This window comes from Pseudonocardia acidicola (assembly GCF_012911935.1).
Classification (GTDB): Bacteria; Actinomycetota; Actinomycetes; order Mycobacteriales; family Pseudonocardiaceae; genus Pseudonocardia; species Pseudonocardia acidicola.
Genome location: NZ_JAAXLA010000003.1, coordinates 82,890 through 101,222 on the forward strand (window position 1 = coordinate 82,890; position 18,333 = coordinate 101,222).

The window sequence follows — 18,333 nt, forward strand, 5'->3', positions numbered from 1 at the left end:
TCCGGTGTCAGAGTCGCGCGTCAGCGCGCGGTGGTCAGGGGTCCGGCGAGCAGGCGGCCGGCGTCGGGGATCGCGGGCTGGTGCCCCAGCGCGGTGAGGATCTCGTAGGTCGTCGCCGTCGCGGCGGTCACGACGGGCAGGCCGAGCTCGTCCTCGACGCGCTGGACCGCGGCGAGGGAGGGCATCTGCACGCACGCCGACAGCACGACCGCGTCCGCACCCTCTCGGCGCAGGCCGCGCGCGATCCCGGGCAGCGCGGCCGGGTCGAGCCTGCCGACGGCGAGATTGTCGTCGACCTCCAGGCTGACGGCGTCGAGCACCTCGATGCCCTCGGCCTCGATGTACTCGCGCACCATCGCGGTCAGCGGCGCCATGTACGGCGTCACGATGGCGACCCGGCGGGCGCCGAGGGCGGGCAGCGTCCGCACCAGGGCGCCCGCGCTGCTGACCACGGCCGCGGGGTGGCCGTTGCCCTCGGCGGCCTCGGCGATCACCTTCTCCGAGCCGGTGTGAGCACCCGCGCCCTGCGCCATCACCGCGACGAGGCACGCGTAGGCGATCACGTCGACCTGGGCGTCGGACACCGAGCGGGCGCAGTCGGCCGCCTTGCCGACCATCGCGGCCAGTTCCTCGCGGTTGACCGTCCGCATGGCCGCGCGGGCCGCGTGGAACGTGTAGACGTGCCCGGTCGCGGCGCTCTGGCGCCGGAACAGCTCGGGCAGCTCGGTCTCCATGGTCGTGTTCGAGCTGGGCACGATCAGCCCGATCCGGGTGGATCCGGTGTTCCCGGTCGTGTCGTTCTGCACGACGCTCCTTCGTCTCGTTCTCACTTGGTGGGTCGGGCGCTTACGATGTGAGATCGGATGAATCGTGTCAACGAGAGGAAGATGACACCGATGACGGAACGGGCCTCCGGGACGCCGCCGCTGCTCGTGCTGGGAAAGGTGCGCCAGATCCTCGAGTGCTTCTCCGTCGAGGAACCCGATCCGACGCTGCAGCAGATCACCCGGTCCACCGGCCTGCCGGCGAGCACCTGTCAGCGGCTGGTGCACAACCTCGTCCGCGAGGGCTTCCTCGACCGCGACGGCGACCGGTACCGGATCGGCATGGCGTTCGTGCGGTGGGCCGCGCCCGGCACGGTCGGCCGCGATCTGGTGCGGCTCGTCCGGCCGGTGCTGCAGCGGCTGCGCGACGAGACCGGCGAGACGGCGTGCCTCTACGTCCGCGACGGGGCGTTCCGGACCGTCGTCGCCGTCGCGGAGACCCGCCACGTCGTGATGCGGCTGTTCAAGGTCGGCATGGTGATGCCGATGCACGCGGGCGCGCCGGGCAAGGTCTTCCTCGCCCACGATCCGACGGCCCGCGCGGACGTCCTCGCGGAGGGGCTGCGGCGGTTCACCCCGCACACCCCGGTCGACGTCGCGGTGCTCGACGCCCAGGTCGAGCAGGCCGGCAACGACGGCTACAGCGCCACGTTCTCCGAGCGGCACGAGGGGGTCGGCTCGATCAGCGCGCCGGTGTTCGACCAGGCCGGCGAGCTGGTGGCGGTCCTGGGGATCGGTGCGCCGACGCAGCGGGTCGGGCCCGCCGACGTCGACCGGCTCGCCCCCGCGGTCGTCGCCGCGGGGGCCGCGGCGAGCCGGGCGCTCGGCTTCCGCTCCGCCACGGAGCTCGGCTAGGCCGCCTGCGAGCCGCCGGAGCCGCCGGAGTGGGCGGCCCCGGCGGCCGGCGCCGGGAAGTGGGCGCCGACCCTCTGCGCGTCGTAGCTCACGGGCCGTCCCGCTCCGGCAGCAGCATGCCCAGCGGGCCGAGGTCGATGTTCAGGTCGGCCGGGCTCAGCCCGAAGTGCTCCCGGAGGTCGGTCATCGCCTCCTCCAGCCGCATCAGCCCCAGCCCGAGCCGCTCGATCGTCTCGTCCGGGAGGGTCCCCGCCTCCACCCGCCGGATGGCCTGGCGCTCCATCAGCTGCCGGACCAGTTCGATGATCGTGAGCACCAGGCGACCGAGGTCGCGGCCCACCGACTCGGCGTCGGTCTCGATCCGGGTGGGCAGCTGCGTCATGGTTGCTCCATCAAGGTCTCCACCGAGCTGATCAGCGCGCGCAGCGAGACGTGCACGAGGTCCACCCCGGCCAGCGAGATGGTGACGTCGCCGGTCAGCACGACGCCCCCGGTCAGCAGCCGGTCGAGCAGGTCGACCAGGGTGACCTGGTCGCTGCGTTGCACGGCGGTCACGTGTCGTCCAGGCCGGCGAAGGAGTACGGCGCCCACGGGCCGGTGAGCTCGAGCCGCAGCGCCGGTGCGTCGCAGGAGTCCACCAGCCCGCGCACCGCGTCGCCGTCACCGCCGGGCACGAGGTAGGCGGCGTTGAGCACCATCTCGTCGCGCCGCCCGGACAGACGCGGGTCCTGCGGCGGGTACACCCGGCTGGCCACGGCCAGCCCGGCGAGCCGCTCGTGCACTCGTCCGGCCTGGTCGCGGGCCGCCTGCAGGCTTCGGGCGGCGCGGTCGCGTTCGGCGCGACGGCGCATCAGGTAGTTCGTCCCGGGCCCGGCACCCGGCGCCGTCACGGTCGGCTCGTCGGCCTGTGGCCGGCCGTAGGCCTTGACCCCCCACTCGGCCCGGCCGCGGATGCGGTCGAGCGCCGCGGCGAACCGGGCCCGGTGCTCGCCGAGCAGCGCACGGACGTTGTCGTCACCGAAGTAGACCGTGGCCAGCCGCAGCGGCGCCGCCGGACCCTGCCGGGCGACGGCGCCGACGACGCCGTGGTGGGCCCGCGCCACCTGCTCGAGCCAGGTCAGGTCCTCCAGGTTGCGGCGCAGCGCCTCCTCACCGAACTCGGTGCCGTCGACCGTGCTGACCACGGCCGTCAGCCCGTCGGCGGTGATCCTCCGCACCGGTGCGCCGGTGACGCCGGGCACGGCTGCGAGCTCACCGGACCGTCCCGCGTCGGTGACCGCGTAGACGTACACCGCGGATCCCGTCACTCGATCTCACCGTCCCGCTCGCCGTCCGCCTCCAGTTCGCCGATCCGCTCGCGCAGCATCCGGTTCTCCTCCGCCAGGCCGCGTTGCCCCGAACTCAGCGTCGGGTCGTGCTCCCACCAGTCGATGCCCATCTCCCGTGCCCGGTCGACCGACGCGACCAGCAGCCGGATCTTGATCGTCAGCAGCTCCACGTCGAGCAGGTTCACCCGGATGTCACCGGCGATGACGATCCCCTTGTCGAGGACCCGTTCGAGGATGTCGGCCAGGTTGGCCGACTCGTGCCGTGCCGGCACGCGCGCGGCACCCGTGGACGGCAGTCCGCCGCTCAACGTCATGATCACTCCCCCCGGACCTGCCCGCGCGAGTACCGCCGGGTGCGGCGGTAAGAGAGCAACTCGCCGTGCGGGTCCAGTTCGGCTTCGTAGGTGGCGAGGATGTCGGCGGAGTCGGGGATGCGGCGGGTCTCGACGACCTCGATGCCGACCACCCACCCGTCCTCGCTGCGCTGGATCGAGACGATGCCCTCGGGGGTGCGCCCGGTCAGGTCGGCCACCTCGCGGGCGGCCAGGCGGGCGGCGGCCCCCGCCGAACGGATCCGTCCGTTGCGACGGGGGCCGTCGCCGTCGCCGCGGTCCTGCGGGTCGTCCCGCTCGGCCCGCGGACGGCGTCGCCGGCGCGGTGTCTGCGCATCGTCCTCGTCACGGGCGTTGTCGGTCACCACGCCAGGCCTCCTCAGCCGCTGCCGGGCCGGCGCATCATCCGCTCCAGCAGGGCGTTCTCCAGTTCGGCACACTCCTGTTCGGACATCTCACCGGTGCGCCGCGCCTCGTCGATCGCCTCGAGCTGCGCCCGGATGCGGGCCGGGTCGTAGTACTGCTCCTCGGCTTGTTCGTGGATCTGCCCGGCCAGCCACATCACGCCGCGCACCGGCCCGGTGACCGGCAGGAGCGGCAGGCCGAGCAGGCCCGTCAGCAGGCCCACGGAGTCATTCCGCCGGGACGAAGTCGTAGGGCGCCAGCGGTCCCAGCAGCCGCAGCCGCAGCCGACCGGCCAGCTCGGCACCCAGTTTCTCCACCGCGTCCTCGAACCGCTGCTGGTGCTTGCGTTCGACGAGGAACGCGGCGTTGACGACGTCCTCGGGCGCGGCCGGTTGGTGGGAGACGACCGCGACCGCCTCCGGGGCCAGCCGCTCCACGATCGCCGCCCCCTCCCCGTCCCGGCGCGCCTCCAACTCCTCGACGATGAGCTGGCCGAGGAAGACCCGGTCGTAGTACGAGGCATCCTCCGGTAGCCCACGGACCCGCTCGTGCAGCTCCCGGATCTCAGGATCGTCGGCGAGCACCTCGCGCAGGACCACCTCCTGCTCGTAGCGAGCCTTGAGCGTGAACTGCGTCCGCCCGTCCAGGTCGTCGAGCACCTCGAGGAAGTGGTCGTGATGCGGGACCAGCAGCTCGTCGACGACGCCGTCCCGCTCGACGACGGCCGGGAAGCGCATGGGCAGCACCGCCGTGGCGGCAGCCACCGTGTCCACCACGCGTTCGTGCGTGAACAGGTCGTCCCGGGTGCCCAGCGGGCGGTCCGCCGGGACGTCGCTGACGAGCGCGGCGAGGTCGCCGTGGACGACCGTCTCCACCTGGCCGGACTCCCCGAGGCCCACGAGGTCCTCGGGTACGGCCGCGTCCGATCTGATCAGGCCGTAGACGTAGGTCGGGTTCACTCGTCACGCTCCCTCGCACGCTCCCGCTGTCGAGGACGGCGCCGTGGGCGCTCCTCGTAGTCCTCCTCGTCGCGGGAGCCACCGAGCAACTCCCCGACCTTGTCCACAGCGGCGTCGAGCATCCCATTGGTCTTGCCGCGTGCTCCGCTCTCCACGACCCCCTCGGTCAGGTCGGTGAGCCCCTTGGGGGCGTTCTCCCCCTGCAGGTCCAGCCGGTTCGTCGCCTCGGCGAACCGCAGGTAGGTGTCGACACTGGCGACGACGATCCGCGCGTCGATGGTCAGGATCTCGATACCGACCAGCGCCACCCGGACGAACACGTCGATGACCAGGCCCTTGTCCAGGATCAGTTCGACGACGTCGGCGAGGCCGCTCGGGCCACCGCCACCGCCGGACCGCTCGACGTTCCCGCCACCTCGCTGGGTCGCAACCGTCATACGTCATCGCCTCCGTCCGGAGCCGGCACCGGCCCGCTCCCGGGTACGCCGTTGCGGGCCTCCGTCGGCGCCGGGTTCCTCGTCCTCGTAGTCCTCGTCGCCGTAGTCCGCCTCGTCCTCGTAGTCCTCGTCCTCGTAGTCCGCCTCGTCCTCGTCGGCGTCGGCGTCGTACTCGTCGGCGTCGGGCTCGTACTCGTCCTCGGCGCCGTCGGATTCCTCCTCGTCCTCGGCGGCGGCGCCTTCGACCTCGGCGCCCTCCTCGGCGCCTTCGGCCTCGGCCCGCTCGGGCCCGCCCGCGTCCTCCTGCCCGTTCTCGAACTCGTGCTGCGCCTCGCGTTCCTGCTCCTCCTTGAGTGCTTCCTCGTGGGTCTTCACGACCTCGCCGTCACGGATCTCGCCGCGCCAGCCCTCGACGTCCTCCTGGTGCAGGATCACATTGGTCATGGCGTGCCGGCGGAAGTGCTTGAACTCCAGCCGGGCGCGCCGGCCCTGGGCCCGCCAGAGGTTGCCGGTGTGCTCGAACAGGCCCTGCGGCCAGTACTCCATGACCAGCGCCACGCGGGTCAGGTTCGGACCCAGCTCGGTGAAGGTGACGGCCCCGTCGACGTGCCCCTTCGCGCCCTTGGAGCGCCACACGATGTGCGAGTCGGGCACCTGCTCGACGGTCGTCGCCTCCCAACTGCGGTGCGACAGGAAGATCTGCGCCTTCCAGTTCGACGTCTCATCGGCCGGGCGGTCGACGTTCTCCACCTTCTTCATGAAGCTGGGGAAGTCCTGGTACTGCGACCAGAGGTTGTAGGTGGTCCGCAGTGGGAGCCCGACGTCGATGGTCTCGACGATGTTGGTGACCTTCAGCTTCTTGCCGCCGCCGGGTTTCCGGCCGGCGCCGAAGAGGCCCTTCACCTTCTCCTTCAGCCCGCTGAGCAGGCCTCCGCCGTCCGAGTCCTCCTCGGACGACGCGCCGTCCCCGGAGGCTCGGCCCTCGTCGGGGGCCCGGCCGGTCAGTGCGGCCCGCAGGCCCTGCCCGCCGTCCTCGGCGTAGTCGGTCAGTCGTTCGGAGAGGTCCCCGACGCGTTCGGTCGCGACCTGGGCGGCACGCTGCACGAGCAGGCCGAGGAGCCTGCTCCCCGCATCACGCAGCGCGTCGGTGGGAAGCGCGTCGGCGAGGCCGCCGGCCTTCCTGTTCGCCTCAGTCATCGCCCTCACCTCGGCGGCCGCGCGCCGACCGGCCGGTGCGGGCGGCCGTTCCGGCTGCTGCGCTCACCCGGCTCCCCACGGCATCCGCCTTCGCCGCGGTGCGCTTGCGGCCGTCCTTCGGCGCGCCCGAACGGGCGGCCCTGGACGGCGGGCTCGCGGCCTCCCGCCGACGACTCGCGGGGGGTTCCCGATCGGGTTCGTCGCTGCCGGCCCGGTCCGCAGCGGAGCGCCGGCGCGTGGCGCGCGCGGGCTCCTCGTCCTCCTCGCGCTCGTCCTCATGCTCCTCGAGGTCTCCCGTGTCCTCGTCGGCGTCGGAGCGGTCGACGTCCTCGTCGAAGCCGCCCTCGACCTCGTCGGACTCCTCGGTCTCGCCGGCAGGCTCCCGGTCCTCGTCGTCCCGGCGCCGGCGGCCCTTGGGACCCGGCGCTCCGACGTCGCCGAGCGACTCGACCCGCTTACCCACGCGGTCGGTCAACGCCTCGACCTGGCGGGCCGCCACGGCCATCGCGGCTCCCTTGCCCGCGTCGAGGAGCCGGCCGCGGACCTCGTCGGCGAGCCGTTGCAGTTCCGGCGACCTCTCGAGGAGCTTCGTGCCCTGCGCGAGGAGCTCAGCCGGGCCGCCGTTGCGGCGCCCCGCCGCCATGCCCCCCAGCATGAGGGCCAGCTTCATCTTCTTCGTGCGGCCCAGGAAGTAGCCCCCCGCGACGCCGAGAGCTACTCGTGCTCCACATTTCACTGATTTCCTCCAGTCGGTTTCCGGGCCCCGCCGGCGGGTGACGCAAACCGGACGGAATCGATCACGGCACCGACCTCGCCGGACCAATCGACCTCACGGCGCCTACCCGGGCCCAAGATCGTCCACTCCCGGGTACCGACACCGTTCCAGAATTTGGTCCGAATGGCGCAGTCCGTGCCGGTCAAACGGATCTGCACGCGTCATCAAATGGAGTCACAACGATTCATGAACAATGCGAAGGGTGAGCGGCCCGCCGAATTCATCTGGGGCCGAACAATGCTCCCAGCTGCGGGGCCGCCGATTCAGGCAGGCGTGGCGCGTCCGGTCCACGGCGACCGCGGCAACCGTCCGCCCTGCTCGTCGGGACAACTGTGCGAGCACCTGCCGGCGCCGCCGAACCACCCGGCGACGATATCGGTCGATCAGCGGAATTCCCGACCGGATACGGTGGCGATTATCGTCCCGGGAGCAGGATTTTGCGGTGCGCTCCGTCGCGATCCCCGCCGCTTTCCCAGCAGGTCGACCGCCTCGAAACGAGAACGCGCCCGACGTCGCAGATCCACTGTCGACGACCGATGACCTCTGCCCGCACGCCCGGTGTTCACCGGGGGCCGGAGGCACCGCCGTCACGGCCGGTCCCGAACGATCGGAGCCCGATTCGTCCACATCGACGGTTGGCCGCCGCCGCGGCGGGGAAGACATGATCGTGCTCTTGCTGCTGCGTCCGCCCGGGGTGTACCGGGCCCAAGGTGACACCGCTCTGTTGACCGACGTGCTCCAGCGCGGTGGCTACGCCACCGGCCGGCACGTCCTGGACATCGGCACCGGAACCGGTGCCCTCGCACTGGCCGCGTCGCGGGCAGGGGCCGCGTCGGTCACCGCCGTCGACCTGTCGATGCGTTCGGTCGCGGCCACCTGGCTGAACAGCCGGCTGCACCGCGCGCCGGTCGCGGTGCGCCGTGGCGACCTGTTCGCCCCGGTCGCCGACCGGAAATTCGATCTCATCATGGCCAATCCGCCCTACGTCCCCGCTGCGACCGCCGTGCTGCCGCGCTACCGGATGGCCCGCTGCTGGGACGCCGGCCCCGACGGCCGAGCGATCCTGGATCGGATCTGCGCCGGCGCCGCCGGGCGGCTCACCGACGACGGCGTCGTCCTGCTCGTGCACTCCGCGGTCTGCGACGCCGAACACACGATCGCGCGGCTGGCCGAGGCCGGACTGGCCGGCGAGGTGATCGAGCGCGGCCAGGTCCCCTTCGGCCCGGTCATGCGGGCACGGGCCGCGATGCTCGAGGCGCGCGGCCTGGTCGAGCCCGGGCAGACCGTCGAGGAACTGGTCGTGGTGGGGGCGCGCCGTGCCGCCTGACCGCCGCCAGGTCGTCCTGACCGACGAGGGGCCCGTGCTGCTGTCCGGACCGGTCGACCTGGTGCTCCCCGATGGGCGCCGGGTGACCTCGCAGCGGCCGGTGACCGCGCTGTGCATGTGCCGGCGCAGCCGCCGCTACCCGTTCTGCGACACCAGCCACCGCGCCAAGGTGCGGGCCACCCGCGAGGAGGGTGACCGGTGCTGAGCGCCGCTCCGGTCCGGGCCGAGCAGGCCCCGGCGCCGCCCCCGCCGCGCGGCCCCCTCTCCACCGCGGTGCTCGCCCAGCTGCGCGGCGAGCCGGTCGCCAGACCCGACGTCCGGGCCGCCGACCCGTACGGCGACGACCTGCAGCTCGCGCTGTACTGCTGCTACGAGCTGCACTACCGCGGGTTCGCCGGCGTCGACGACGACCGGGAGTGGGACCCGGCACTGCTGACGCTACGCCGCGAACTCGAGCAGGCGTTCCTCGCCGCGCTGCGGGCCGACGTCGCGCCCGGCACGGACGTCGCGGGAGAGGTGGAGGCGCTGCTCGTCGAGCCCGTGGACGCCGTCGGGGTGTCGCACCATCTGCGTCGCGACGGCGAGCGGTGGCAGCTGCGCGAGTACGTCGCGCACCGCTCGATCTACCACCTCAAGGAGGCGGACCCGCAGGCCTGGGTGATCCCGCGGCTGTCCGGGCCGGCCAAGGCCGCGCTCGTCACCGTCGAACACGACGAGTACGGCGGCGGTGATCCCGATCGGATGCACTCCCGACTCTTCGCCGACATGATGGCCGAGCTGGGGCTGTCCGACTCCTACGGCGCCTATCTCGACGCGGTACCCGCCGCCACCCTGGCCGAGGTCAACTTCATGTCGCTGTGCGGGCTGCACCGCAGCCTGCGCGGGGCCCTTGTCGGCCAGGTCGCCGTCGTCGAGCTGACGTCCTCACCCGGCTCGGACCGGCTGGTCCGGGCGATGCGCAGGCTGGGCTGCGGGCCGGCCGCGATCGGGTTCTACGCCGAGCACGTCGAGGCCGACGCGGTGCACGAGCAGATCATCCGCCGCGGCGTGCTCGATCCGCTGCTGGCCGCCGAGCCGGCGCTCGCCGCCGACGTCGTGTTCGGCATCCGGGCCAGCCTGCTGCTCGCCGACCGGCTCTCCGACCTGCTGCTGGACCACTGGGGCCGGGGCGAGTCCACCCTCCGGGCACCGCTGCCCGCGGCGGCGGACCGGTAGGCCGTCCGTTTCGTCCAAGATCCCCCCGGGTATCTCGGCCGCGAAACCGTCCCGGCCGCCACTGAGAGGAAACCCGATGTCGACCGACGCGATCGTGCTGCTCAAGCAGGACCACAAGGAGATCCGCAAGCTGTTCCGCGACTTCCAGGCCGCCGGGGAGAACGCGACCAAGCGCAAGGCGAAGATCGTCGACAAGATCCTCGAGGCGCTGACCGTGCACACCTACGTCGAGAACGAGTGCATGTACCCGGCCGTCCGCAAGCTGCTGCCCGAGGTCACCGACGACGTGCTGGAGTCCTACGAGGAGCATCACGTGGCCGACGTGCTGTGCATGGAGCTGGCGGCCTTGAAGCCCGACGACGAACGCTTCGACGCCAAGACCACCGTGCTCATCGAGAACGTCACGCACCACATCGAGGAGGAGGAGCAGGAGTGGTTCCCGAAGGTGCGTGAGGCCCTGGGCCGCAAGAAACTCCAGGAGATCGGCGCCGAGATGCTGGAGGTCAGGAAGAAGGCCCCGCGCCGGCCCGAGCAACCGGGGGCGCTGAAGAAGGCGGTCGACGCCGTCCTGGCCTGACCGGTGCCGGACGCCGGGCCCGCGGAGATCGTGGCCGTCGACGAGGAGGCGGCGTTCTGGGACGACCGTGCCGCCGTACTGGCCTGTCTGCGGGAACCGACACCACGGATCCCGCCCTGGTTCGGCTACGACGCGCGCGGCTCGCAGCTGTTCGAGTCGATCACCGAGCTGCCCACGTACTACCTGACCCGGGTGGAGCGGGACCTGCTGGGCCGGCACGCCGCGCAGATGGCCGAGCTGATCGACTGTCGCCGGGTCGCCGAGCTGGGCAGCGGCAGCGCAAAGAAGACCCGGCTGCTGCTGGCGGCGTGCCTCGAACAGCGCCCGACCACCTATCTGCCGATCGACGTCAGCCGGGAGATGCTGGAGGCCAGTGGCGCGGCGCTGCGGGCCGAGCTGCCCGGCCTGGATGTCCAGGGCCTGTGGGGGCGTTACGAGGCCGGGCTCGGCTGGCTCCGCGACGGCCCGGCCGAGCCGGTCGTCGTGGCGTTCCTCGGCAGCAACCTGGGCAACACGACACCCGCCGAGCGGGCCGCGCTACTGTCCGAGATCACCGCGACGCTGCGCCCCGGCGACGGGTTCCTGGTCTCGGTCGACCTGCAGAAGCCCACGGACGTGCTCGAGACCTGCTACAACGACCCGCTCGACCGGTCGGCCTTCGCCGAGTTCCGGCTCAACCACCTGACGCACCTGAACCGGCGCTTCGACGCCGACTTCGTGCTCGACTACTTCTACCCGCGCGCGCACTACGACCCGGCCGCCGCCGTGGTGGAGGGCCACCTGTGGGCCACCGAGAAGCAGTCCGTCTCGCTGCCCGGGCTCGGCCTCGTGCTGCACCTGCGGCACGGCGACTCGATCAACGTGGGGTTCTCGGCGAAGTTCCACCGCCCACGGTTCGTGGCCGAGGTCGCCGGGCGCGGGTTCACCCTGCAGGCCCAGTGGATCGACGCCGTGTGGCAGTACGGGATCTTCCTGTTCCGGCGGATCTGATCACGCATGTGTGTCCGGGGACGCGGAACAGCCGCCGATCCGGCTGAGGCGTGATCGACGGCGACGCCGGCCGGCGACGGCACCGCCGGGCACCGGCGCGCGGCACCTCCCGGGCCCGTCCTGCTCTGCGTGCTGCGGCAGTGATCGGACGACGGATCCCGGCTGATCATCCGGCCCACTGCCCCGCTGCGACGCCACCGAACGGATCCGGTCCGCGGCCGTCCCACGCCTGAGGACACCCCTTGCGTCTGCGCGCACTCCCCGCCCTGGCCCTCGGCGGCCTGCTCGTCCTGACCGGCTGCGCCGGTTCCGACGCCCCCGTGCCGGCGCCGGCACCGGCGTCGGCCCCCGGCGATGACCCCGGTTTCGGCCACGTGCACGACCTCGACGTCAACCCGGCCGACCCGCGCCGCGTCCTCGCCACCAGCGCGGACGGGTTGCTGGAGAGCCGTGACGGCGGGCGCACGTTCGCGCCCGCAGCGGCGCAGCCGAAGCGCCCCCTGCTGCTCGTCGACCAGGCCGGCCCGGCCGGGGGTGGCGGCACGCCGACCGTGGCCGGAGCCGGCGCCGACGGCACCGTCTGGTCGCCGGAGGGCGCCGAGTGGGTCGCCACGGGGTCGCTCGGGGCCCCGCCGGAGGCGTTCGCGGTGGCGGGGGCCGACCGCTACCTCGCCGCGACGGCCCACGGCGTGCGGTCCTCGGAGGACGGCGGCCGGACCTGGACACCGCTCGACTGAGCGACCCGACTTGCGAGATACCCCCCAGGGGTGTAAAACCGGGTCCGTCAGGTACCCCTGCCGGGTATCGAGTCCGAGCGACGAGAAGGACGGCATGAACGGCTACGCCCAGGACAAGGACGCGTACCTCAAGCGCATGCGCCGCATCGAGGGTCAGGTCCGCGGCATCGCGAAGATGATCGAGAACGACGAGTACTGCATCGACGTGCTCACCCAGGTCTCGGCGGCCACCAAGGCTCTGGAGGCCGTGGCGCTGGGCCTGCTGGACGAGCACCTCAAGCACTGCGTCACCGAGGCCGCGGCCGAGGGCGGCCAGGTCGCCGAGGACAAGGTCGCCGAAGCCAGCGCGGCCATCGCGCGCCTGGTCAAGTCCTGATCACCCACCACCTGATCGGCACAACGAGGAGAGCACCCGCACATGAGCGAGACCACCTACACCGTCACCGGCATGACCTGCGCGCACTGCGTCGCCTCGGTCACCGAGGAGATCAGCGAGATCGAGGGCGTCACCGCGGTCGTGGTGGACCTGCCCACCGGAGCAGTCACCGTCACCAGCGACCAGCAGGTCGACCGCGCGCAGATCAACGCAGCCGTCGAGGAAGCCGGCTACCGGCTCGCCGGCTGAGTCCCGCCGCCCACGGCGGCCCCACATCCGGAATGTGAGATGAACACCGCTGCGGAGCTCTCCGCCTACGGTGCCCCCGGAGAGGGACGCCGCCAGCACCTACCGCATGTTCGCCGACGTCACCCGACCGGCGGGGCGGCCACCACGCTGGGCGTCGACGTCTTCGCGCCCGGGCCGTTCGAGCCGGTCACGCACGCGCCGTCGCGCACCGCGCAGGTCGACGGCTGTCGGGTCGACATCACCGGTGACCCGGTGCCGGGCCCGGCCCCGCCGCTGACGCTGCCCGTCCGGTTCGTCGCCGAGGTGCCCGGCGCGGGCAGCTACCGGCTGTTCCTGGACTTCCGGCACAACGGCGTCGTGCACACGGCGGAGTTCACGGTGCCCACCGGACCGGCCACGCCACCCGCCGACGGCCCGGCGCCCGCGCCCGCTCCCACCCAGCCACAACGATCACCGATCGCACAGAACAGGACTGGAGACGATGAGCACCACCGCGGCGCCCCCGAGCGCCACCGTCACCGACATCGAACTGGCGATCGGTGGGATGACCTGCGCGTCCTGCGCCAACCGCGTCGAGCGCAAGCTGAACAAACTCGACGGCGTCACCGCGACCGTCAACTACGCGACCGAGAAGGCCCGGGTCAACGCCCCCGAGGGCATCGACCCCGCGCTGCTCGTGGCGCAGGTCGAGGCGGCCGGTTACACCGCCGAGCTGCCGCGGCCCGCGGCCGCCGAACCCACCGCCGGCGCCGGCGGGGAGCCGGACCCCACCCGTCCGCTGCGCGACCGGCTGCTCACCAGCGTGGCGCTGTCCGTCCCCGTCATCGCGATGGCGATGATCCCGGCGTTGCAGTTCACCCACTGGCAGTGGATCTCGCTGACGCTGGCTGCGCCCGTCGTGGTGTGGGCGGCCTGGCCGTTCCACCGGGCGGCCTGGACGAACCTGCGGCACGGGGCGGCCACGATGGACACGCTCATCTCGATGGGCACCCTCGCCGCGTTCGCCTGGTCGCTCTACGCGCTGCTGTTCGGCACCGCCGGCGTCCCCGGCATGACCCACCCCTTCGAACTGACCGTCGCCCCCGGCGACGGCGCCGCCAACATCTACCTGGAGGTCGCCGCCGGGGTGACCACGTTCATCCTGGCCGGGCGCTACTTCGAGGCCCGGTCCAAGCGCCGGGCCGGTGCCGCGCTGCGCGCGCTGCTGGAGCTGGGCGCCAAGGACGTCGCGGTACTGCGGAACGGGACGGAGACCCGGATCCCGACCGACCAGCTGGTCATCGGCGACCGGTTCGTGGTCCGGCCCGGCGAGAAGATCGCCACCGACGGCGTGGTCGAGGACGGCGCCTCCGCGGTCGACGCGTCGATGCTCACCGGCGAGTCGGTCCCGGTGGAGGTGCGATCCGGCGACACCGTGGTCGGCGCGACGGTCAACGCGGGCGGGCGGCTCGTCGTCCGGGCCACCCGGATCGGTGCCGACACCCAGCTCGCCCAGATGGCCAGGCTCGTCGAGGACGCCCAGAACGGCAAGGCGGCCGTACAGCGGCTGGCCGACCGGATCTCCGGGGTGTTCGTGCCGATCGTCATCGCGCTGGCCGCGGCGACACTGGGCTTCTGGCTGGGTGCGGGCGCCGGCGCGGCCGCGGCGTTCACCGCCGCCGTCGCGGTCCTGATCATCGCCTGCCCGTGCGCGCTCGGGCTGGCCACCCCGACCGCGCTGCTCGTGGGCACCGGCCGCGGCGCCCAGCTCGGCATCCTGATCAAGGGACCCGAGGTGCTGGAGTCCACCCGCCGGATCGACACCGTCGTGCTGGACAAGACCGGCACCATCACCACCGGCCGGATGGAACTGGTCGAGGTGCACACGACCGAGGGCACCGACGAGGCCGAGGCGCTGCGCCTGGCCGGCGCGCTGGAGAACGCCTCCGAGCACCCCGTCGCGGCGGCCATCGCCCGCGGGGCCACCGAGCGGGTCGGCGACCTGCCCGCGGTCGAGGACTTCGTCAACGTCGAAGGCCTGGGGGTGCAGGGCGTCGTCGACGGGCACGCGGTGCTCGCCGGCCGCACCGCCCTGCTGGAGCAGTGGAGCCGGCCGCTCCCGGCCGGCCTCGCGACCGCCAAGGTTGCCGCCGAGGAACGCGGCCGCACCGCGATCGCGGTCGCCTGGGACGGCGCCGCCCGCGCCGTGCTGGTGGTCGCCGACTCCGTCAAGCCGACCTCGGCACAGGCCATCGCCCAGCTGCGGGGGCTCGGCCTGACCCCGGTCCTGCTCACCGGCGACAACGCCGCGGTGGCCGCGACGGTGGCCGCCGAGGTCGGCATCGACCCCGGCCCCGACACCGTCATCGCCGAGGTGCTTCCCGCCGGCAAGGTCGACGTCGTCAAGCGCCTCCAGTCCGAGGGGAAGGTCGTCGCCGTGGTCGGCGACGGCGTGAACGACGCCGCCGCACTGGCCCAGGCCGACCTCGGCCTCGCCATGGGCACCGGCACCGACGTCGCGATCGAGGCCGGCGACATCACCCTGGTCCGCGGCGACCTCCGGGCCGCCGCCGACGCCATCCGGCTGTCCCGGCGGACGTTGCGCACCATCAGGGGCAACCTGTTCTGGGCGTTCGCCTACAACGTGGCCGCCCTGCCGCTGGCCGCGGCCGGCCTGCTCAACCCGATGATCGCCGGCGCCGCCATGGCGTTCAGCTCGGTGTTCGTGGTCAGCAACAGCCTGCGGCTGCGCGGGTTCCACAGCATCAACCGTTAGCCGACGGCCTACCGGACGACGAGCTCGGCGACCCGGTCGGCGATCCGGCAGGCCAGCGCCACGATCGCGAGGGTGGGCCCCACCGCGCCCGCGGTCGGGAACACCGCGCTGCTCGCGACGTAGAGGTTGGCACAGCCGTGGACCCGGCACTGCGGGTCGACGACGCCGGCGCGCGGCGAGTGCGACATGCGCAGCAGCCCCATCTGGTGGGTGCCGTCGGTGAACGCCATGTCGCCGATGCGGTCGACGTCGTCCAGCGCGACCGTGCCCAGCCCCAGCCGGGCGAACTCCTCGCCGATCAGCGTCATGCCGGTGCGGATCCGCTCCCGGTCGGACTCGGAGACGGAGTACGCGACGCGTAGCCGGCGCTGGCCCAGCGCGTCGCGTTCGGAGTCCAGGGTGACCCGGTTGGCGCTGCTCGGAGACTGCTCGGCGTCGAAACGCAGCCGGCAGAACGCGCCGTCGAGCGGCATGAACGACGGCAGCACCCGCCGCCCGGTCAGCCGCGGCGCCGCCCAGGACCGGGCGAACCGGCCGACCCGGCGCCAGTCGGCGGCGACGTTGCGGACGTGCCGGCCGATCCCGGTGGTCCCGGTGTACGCGGCGTGCGTGCCCGCGGACTTGAAGCCGAGCCGGGCCTTGCCGAGGCCCCAGTAGGTCAGCGCGAAGGTCGACAGCAGCCCGTCGTGGTGGTCCGGGGTCATCGGGTCCGGGAACCAGAGCGCGGCCTTGAGGTTGCCGAGCCGGTGCTCGCGCTGGACCTGGGGGGTCAGCCCGAGCATCCGGCGGGAGTAGATCCCGTCGCTCGTCGTGACGTAGCCCAGCGCGAGGGCCCGCCCCGCGTCGCTGAGCGCGACCGTGCCGACCTCGCCGACCGGGTGGGTCATGTAGTGCCGCCCGACCTGGTCGTACTCGTTGCCGATGCCGGCGGGGGACTGCCGGTCGGAGGCGAGCAGGATGCGGGTCGACTCCAGCCCGCCCGCCGCCAGCACGTACGCCGGCGCGCGAACGGTGATCTCCACGCCCGGCCGCGGTGCCGCCACGGCCTCGACCACCGCGCCGCTGACCGGGTCGCGTTCGAGCCGGACCACGGTCGCCTCGACGAGCAGCCTGACGTTGCCGCCCTGCGCCAACCGCCGCATGCGCGCCGCGAACTTCGTCGGCGGGCTCCACCGCCAGGTGTGGTCCCAGTCCAGGATCGTCGACTCCGCGGCCGGGGCGGGCGGGAAGCCCGAGCGCGCCGCGGAGTACTCGTACTCCCCCGCGTCGAGGTGGCGCTGGGCGCGGGGATAGAACGGCTGCAGGTCCTCGGGCGTGATCGGCCAGCCGCTGCCCGGGATCCAGTCCCGCTCGGCGAAATCGATGTCGTCCAGGGGCGCGCAGCGCCCACCCCACTGGGCGCTGGTCCCGCCGACGCGCTTCTGCCGGACCACCTCGAGCGGATCGTGCGCGCCGCCGCCGACCACCCCGCGGTAGGTGTCGGAGTGCAGCCGGCTGCTGCGCAGCCCTCCACCCTCCAGCACGACGACGTTCATCCCGCGACCGGCGAGCTCCTCGGCCAGCGAGCCGCCCGCCGGCCCGGAACCGATCACGCAGACGTCCGCGTCGAGGACGCTGCCGGCTGCCAGTTTGCGTGCATCGATCAGCACGTGGATCCATCCTCCCCGGTGTCACGAAGCGACGACGGCACCGGATCCGCGCAGACGCCCATTCGACGGCGAGCAGGCTAGCCCAGGCGCCGACGGGGTATTCGAGTGGTTCGAGCGTTGCGAACGTTACGTCATATTGATCACTAATCGTTCGTTTGACCGCTACATCCGCGGTCGCACAGACTCTGTCGCGATGTTCTCATCGGGAATGCGCGAGATGGCCGCCGCGGTGCGCGTGCTGGCGAAGGGCGACCTGGCCCGGTACGGAAACCAGGGCGTATCGGAGGTCCAGCGGTTCGAGGACGCATTGCGTGCCACCATCGGCGTGGAGCACGCCCTCGCCGTGAACAGCGGCACGAGCGCGCTGATCTGCGCCCTGGTCGGGGCGGGCGTCGGGCCGGGCGACGAGGTCCTCGTCCCCGCCTACACCTGGGTGTCGACGGCGGCGGCTCCGCTCGCCGTCGGCGCGGTCCCGGTGCTCGTCGAGATCGATTCGAGCCTCACGATCGATCCCGCCGACATCACACGCAAGATCACCCCGCACACCAAGGCGATCATCCCGGTACACATGCTCAATCTGGTGTGCGACATGGGCCCGATCATGGCGATCGCCGAGGAGCACGGGCTCGTGGTGATCGAGGACGCGTGCCAGGCCGTCGGGCTGACCTACCGCGGACGACGGGTCGGGTCGATCGGGCACGCCGGCGCCTTCAGCTTCAACCAGCACAAGAACATCCGCAGCGGCGAGGGCGGCGCGTTGCTGACCAACGACCGGCGGCTGTACGCCCGGGCGTCGATGTACCACGACGTGGGCAGCTACGAGCGCACCGGCTGGGCCCAGGGTGACGTGCCGCTCGTGGTCGGCGTCAACTACCGGATGCCCGAGCTCTCCGCGGCGATCCTGCGCCCGCAGCTCGCCCGCCTGGACGCCCAGCTCGCCCGGCGCCGGGCCCGGCGCCGGCTCGTCATCGACGAGCTCGGCAAGGGTCCGTACTCCCGGGCCGCGCTGAACCCGCACCACGACCCGGACGCGGCCGCCGGCCTCGCCATCTCGTTTCCCGACCCCGAACAGGCCGCCGCGTTCGGGGGCCGCCGCGGCGCCCGCCGGTTGATCGACACCGGCCGGCACGTCTACACGAACTGGCAGTCGGTCCTGGCCCGGAACCCGCACCACCCCCGCCTCGACCCGTACGCGTGGGCGCACCGCGAGTTCGACCACGGCCCGCGCAGCTGCCCGGAGACCCTCGGCATCCTGGCGCGCACGTGCACGGTGGAGCTCGCGCCGGAGCTCCCCACCCCCGCGTTCCGGATGCTGGCCCGGGGCCTGGCCCGCTGACCACGAGCGC

The 18,333-nt window shown here is 72.8% G+C and carries 23 protein-coding genes; 11 read left to right on the forward strand and 12 right to left on the reverse strand.

What is annotated here, in order from left to right; genetic code table 11:
* Positions 1-20: 20 nt before the first annotated feature.
* Complete coding sequence (locus tag HF526_RS02515; RefSeq protein ID WP_338051246.1) at positions 21-806, reverse strand: maleate cis-trans isomerase family protein; 786 nt, start codon at positions 804-806, stop codon at positions 21-23.
* Between the two features lie 81 nt (positions 807-887).
* Here HF526_RS02515 and HF526_RS02520 point away from each other — a divergent pair, with 81 nt between their 5' ends.
* Positions 888-1,679 carry an IclR family transcriptional regulator gene (locus tag HF526_RS02520; RefSeq protein ID WP_239028199.1) on the forward strand — a complete coding sequence of 264 codons (792 nt, stop codon included), beginning with the start codon at positions 888-890 and terminating at the stop codon, positions 1,677-1,679.
* 88 nt (positions 1,680-1,767) lie between these two features.
* Here HF526_RS02520 and HF526_RS02525 read toward each other — a convergent pair whose 3' ends face one another.
* From HF526_RS02525 to HF526_RS02570, 10 genes are read right to left on the reverse strand one after another with little or no spacing between them, the layout of a single operon-like run.
* Positions 1,768-2,061, reverse strand: a complete 294-nt coding sequence (locus HF526_RS02525) for a gas vesicle protein K (RefSeq protein ID WP_169379570.1) — start codon at positions 2,059-2,061, stop codon at positions 1,768-1,770.
* Positions 2,058-2,234 carry a gas vesicle protein gene (locus HF526_RS35015; protein WP_420821579.1) on the reverse strand — a complete coding sequence of 59 codons (177 nt, stop codon included), beginning with the start codon at positions 2,232-2,234 and terminating at the stop codon, positions 2,058-2,060. The genes HF526_RS02525 and HF526_RS35015 overlap by 4 nt, the downstream gene beginning before the upstream one ends.
* Positions 2,231-2,986 (reverse strand): GvpL/GvpF family gas vesicle protein, encoded by a 756-nt coding sequence (locus HF526_RS02535; RefSeq protein ID WP_338051247.1) that lies wholly within the window; start codon positions 2,984-2,986, stop codon positions 2,231-2,233. Before HF526_RS02535 ends, HF526_RS35015 begins: the two co-directional genes overlap by 4 nt.
* A complete protein-coding gene (locus HF526_RS02540) occupies positions 2,983-3,321 on the reverse strand; it encodes a gas vesicle protein (RefSeq protein WP_169379572.1) in 339 nt (112 codons plus the stop codon). Before HF526_RS02540 ends, HF526_RS02535 begins: the two co-directional genes overlap by 4 nt.
* A 2-nt stretch (positions 3,322-3,323) precedes the next feature.
* Positions 3,324-3,707, reverse strand: a complete 384-nt coding sequence (gene gvpO / locus HF526_RS36120) for a gas vesicle protein GvpO (protein ID WP_338051248.1) — start codon at positions 3,705-3,707, stop codon at positions 3,324-3,326.
* An 11-nt stretch (positions 3,708-3,718) separates the two neighbouring features.
* Positions 3,719-3,967 carry a gas vesicle protein GvpG gene (locus HF526_RS02550; protein WP_169379573.1) on the reverse strand — a complete coding sequence of 83 codons (249 nt, stop codon included), beginning with the start codon at positions 3,965-3,967 and terminating at the stop codon, positions 3,719-3,721.
* A 4-nt stretch (positions 3,968-3,971) separates the two neighbouring features.
* Positions 3,972-4,703, reverse strand: coding sequence for a GvpL/GvpF family gas vesicle protein (locus tag HF526_RS02555; RefSeq protein ID WP_169379574.1), 732 nt, complete (start codon positions 4,701-4,703; stop codon positions 3,972-3,974).
* Positions 4,700-5,140: a gas vesicle protein GvpJ gene (gene gvpJ, locus HF526_RS02560; protein WP_169379575.1), complete on the reverse strand. Its 441-nt coding sequence runs from the start codon at positions 5,138-5,140 to the stop codon at positions 4,700-4,702. The genes HF526_RS02555 and gvpJ overlap by 4 nt, the downstream gene beginning before the upstream one ends.
* A 3-nt stretch (positions 5,141-5,143) precedes the next feature.
* Positions 5,144-6,337 carry an SRPBCC family protein gene (locus HF526_RS02565; protein WP_169379576.1) on the reverse strand — a complete coding sequence of 398 codons (1,194 nt, stop codon included), beginning with the start codon at positions 6,335-6,337 and terminating at the stop codon, positions 5,144-5,146.
* Entirely contained in the window at positions 6,330-7,007 is a 678-nt protein-coding gene (locus tag HF526_RS02570; RefSeq protein ID WP_169379577.1) for a hypothetical protein, read from the reverse strand. Before HF526_RS02570 ends, HF526_RS02565 begins: the two co-directional genes overlap by 8 nt.
* A gap of 766 nt (positions 7,008-7,773) precedes the next feature.
* Between HF526_RS02570 and HF526_RS02575 the strand changes: the two genes are divergently transcribed.
* The 9 genes from HF526_RS02575 to HF526_RS02615 all read left to right on the forward strand — a co-directional run bounded on the left by HF526_RS02575 (position 7,774) and on the right by HF526_RS02615 (position 15,338).
* On the forward strand, positions 7,774-8,439 hold the full coding sequence (locus HF526_RS02575; RefSeq protein WP_211176677.1) for a HemK2/MTQ2 family protein methyltransferase: 666 nt from the start codon (positions 7,774-7,776) through the stop codon (positions 8,437-8,439).
* Positions 8,429-8,644 (forward strand): CDGSH iron-sulfur domain-containing protein, encoded by a 216-nt coding sequence (locus tag HF526_RS02580; RefSeq protein ID WP_169379578.1) that lies wholly within the window; start codon positions 8,429-8,431, stop codon positions 8,642-8,644. The genes HF526_RS02575 and HF526_RS02580 overlap by 11 nt, the downstream gene beginning before the upstream one ends.
* Positions 8,641-9,654 carry an iron-containing redox enzyme family protein gene (locus HF526_RS02585; protein WP_169379680.1) on the forward strand — a complete coding sequence of 338 codons (1,014 nt, stop codon included), beginning with the start codon at positions 8,641-8,643 and terminating at the stop codon, positions 9,652-9,654. The genes HF526_RS02580 and HF526_RS02585 overlap by 4 nt, the downstream gene beginning before the upstream one ends.
* A gap of 76 nt (positions 9,655-9,730) precedes the next feature.
* On the forward strand, positions 9,731-10,231 hold the full coding sequence (locus HF526_RS02590) for a hemerythrin domain-containing protein (protein ID WP_169379579.1): 501 nt from the start codon (positions 9,731-9,733) through the stop codon (positions 10,229-10,231).
* A 3-nt stretch (positions 10,232-10,234) separates the two neighbouring features.
* Entirely contained in the window at positions 10,235-11,221 is a 987-nt protein-coding gene (locus HF526_RS02595; protein ID WP_169379580.1) for an L-histidine N(alpha)-methyltransferase, read from the forward strand.
* Between the two features lie 242 nt (positions 11,222-11,463).
* The gene (locus tag HF526_RS02600; protein ID WP_169379581.1) at positions 11,464-11,958 is read left to right on the forward strand and encodes a beta propeller repeat protein; all 495 of its coding nucleotides are present in this window, start codon (positions 11,464-11,466) and stop codon (positions 11,956-11,958) included.
* 94 nt (positions 11,959-12,052) lie between these two features.
* Positions 12,053-12,334 (forward strand): metal-sensitive transcriptional regulator, encoded by a 282-nt coding sequence (locus HF526_RS02605; protein WP_169379582.1) that lies wholly within the window; start codon positions 12,053-12,055, stop codon positions 12,332-12,334.
* A gap of 42 nt (positions 12,335-12,376) precedes the next feature.
* Entirely contained in the window at positions 12,377-12,583 is a 207-nt protein-coding gene (locus tag HF526_RS02610; RefSeq protein WP_169379583.1) for a heavy-metal-associated domain-containing protein, read from the forward strand.
* A 481-nt stretch (positions 12,584-13,064) separates the two neighbouring features.
* Positions 13,065-15,338 (forward strand): heavy metal translocating P-type ATPase, encoded by a 2,274-nt coding sequence (locus tag HF526_RS02615; RefSeq protein ID WP_169379584.1) that lies wholly within the window; start codon positions 13,065-13,067, stop codon positions 15,336-15,338.
* Positions 15,339-15,346: 8 nt separating this feature from the next.
* Here HF526_RS02615 and HF526_RS02620 read toward each other — a convergent pair whose 3' ends face one another.
* Positions 15,347-16,987 carry an FAD-dependent oxidoreductase gene (locus HF526_RS02620; RefSeq protein ID WP_169379585.1) on the reverse strand — a complete coding sequence of 547 codons (1,641 nt, stop codon included), beginning with the start codon at positions 16,985-16,987 and terminating at the stop codon, positions 15,347-15,349.
* Positions 16,988-17,123: 136 nt separating this feature from the next.
* On the opposite strand from HF526_RS02620, the gene HF526_RS02625 reads away from it, so the two are divergent.
* On the forward strand, positions 17,124-18,323 hold the full coding sequence (locus HF526_RS02625; protein ID WP_275403859.1) for a DegT/DnrJ/EryC1/StrS family aminotransferase: 1,200 nt from the start codon (positions 17,124-17,126) through the stop codon (positions 18,321-18,323).
* Positions 18,324-18,333: the final 10 nt, after the last annotated feature.

Coding starts and splice junctions, on each gene's coding strand:
- HF526_RS02605 (WP_169379582.1), top strand. CDS start 12,053: ATGAACGGCTACGCCCAGGACAAGGACGCGTACCTCAAGCGCATGCGC.
- HF526_RS02525 (WP_169379570.1), bottom strand. CDS start 2,061: ATGACGCAGCTGCCCACCCGGATCGAGACCGACGCCGAGTCGGTGGGC.
- HF526_RS02565 (WP_169379576.1), bottom strand. CDS start 6,337: ATGACTGAGGCGAACAGGAAGGCCGGCGGCCTCGCCGACGCGCTTCCC.
- HF526_RS02540 (WP_169379572.1), bottom strand. CDS start 3,321: ATGACGTTGAGCGGCGGACTGCCGTCCACGGGTGCCGCGCGCGTGCCG.
- HF526_RS02590 (WP_169379579.1), top strand. CDS start 9,731: ATGTCGACCGACGCGATCGTGCTGCTCAAGCAGGACCACAAGGAGATC.
- HF526_RS02575 (WP_211176677.1), top strand. CDS start 7,774: ATGATCGTGCTCTTGCTGCTGCGTCCGCCCGGGGTGTACCGGGCCCAA.
- HF526_RS02610 (WP_169379583.1), top strand. CDS start 12,377: ATGAGCGAGACCACCTACACCGTCACCGGCATGACCTGCGCGCACTGC.
- gvpJ (WP_169379575.1), bottom strand. CDS start 5,140: ATGACGGTTGCGACCCAGCGAGGTGGCGGGAACGTCGAGCGGTCCGGC.
- HF526_RS02570 (WP_169379577.1), bottom strand. CDS start 7,007: ATGAAGCTGGCCCTCATGCTGGGGGGCATGGCGGCGGGGCGCCGCAAC.
- HF526_RS02615 (WP_169379584.1), top strand. CDS start 13,065: ATGAGCACCACCGCGGCGCCCCCGAGCGCCACCGTCACCGACATCGAA.
- HF526_RS02520 (WP_239028199.1), top strand. CDS start 888: ATGACACCGATGACGGAACGGGCCTCCGGGACGCCGCCGCTGCTCGTG.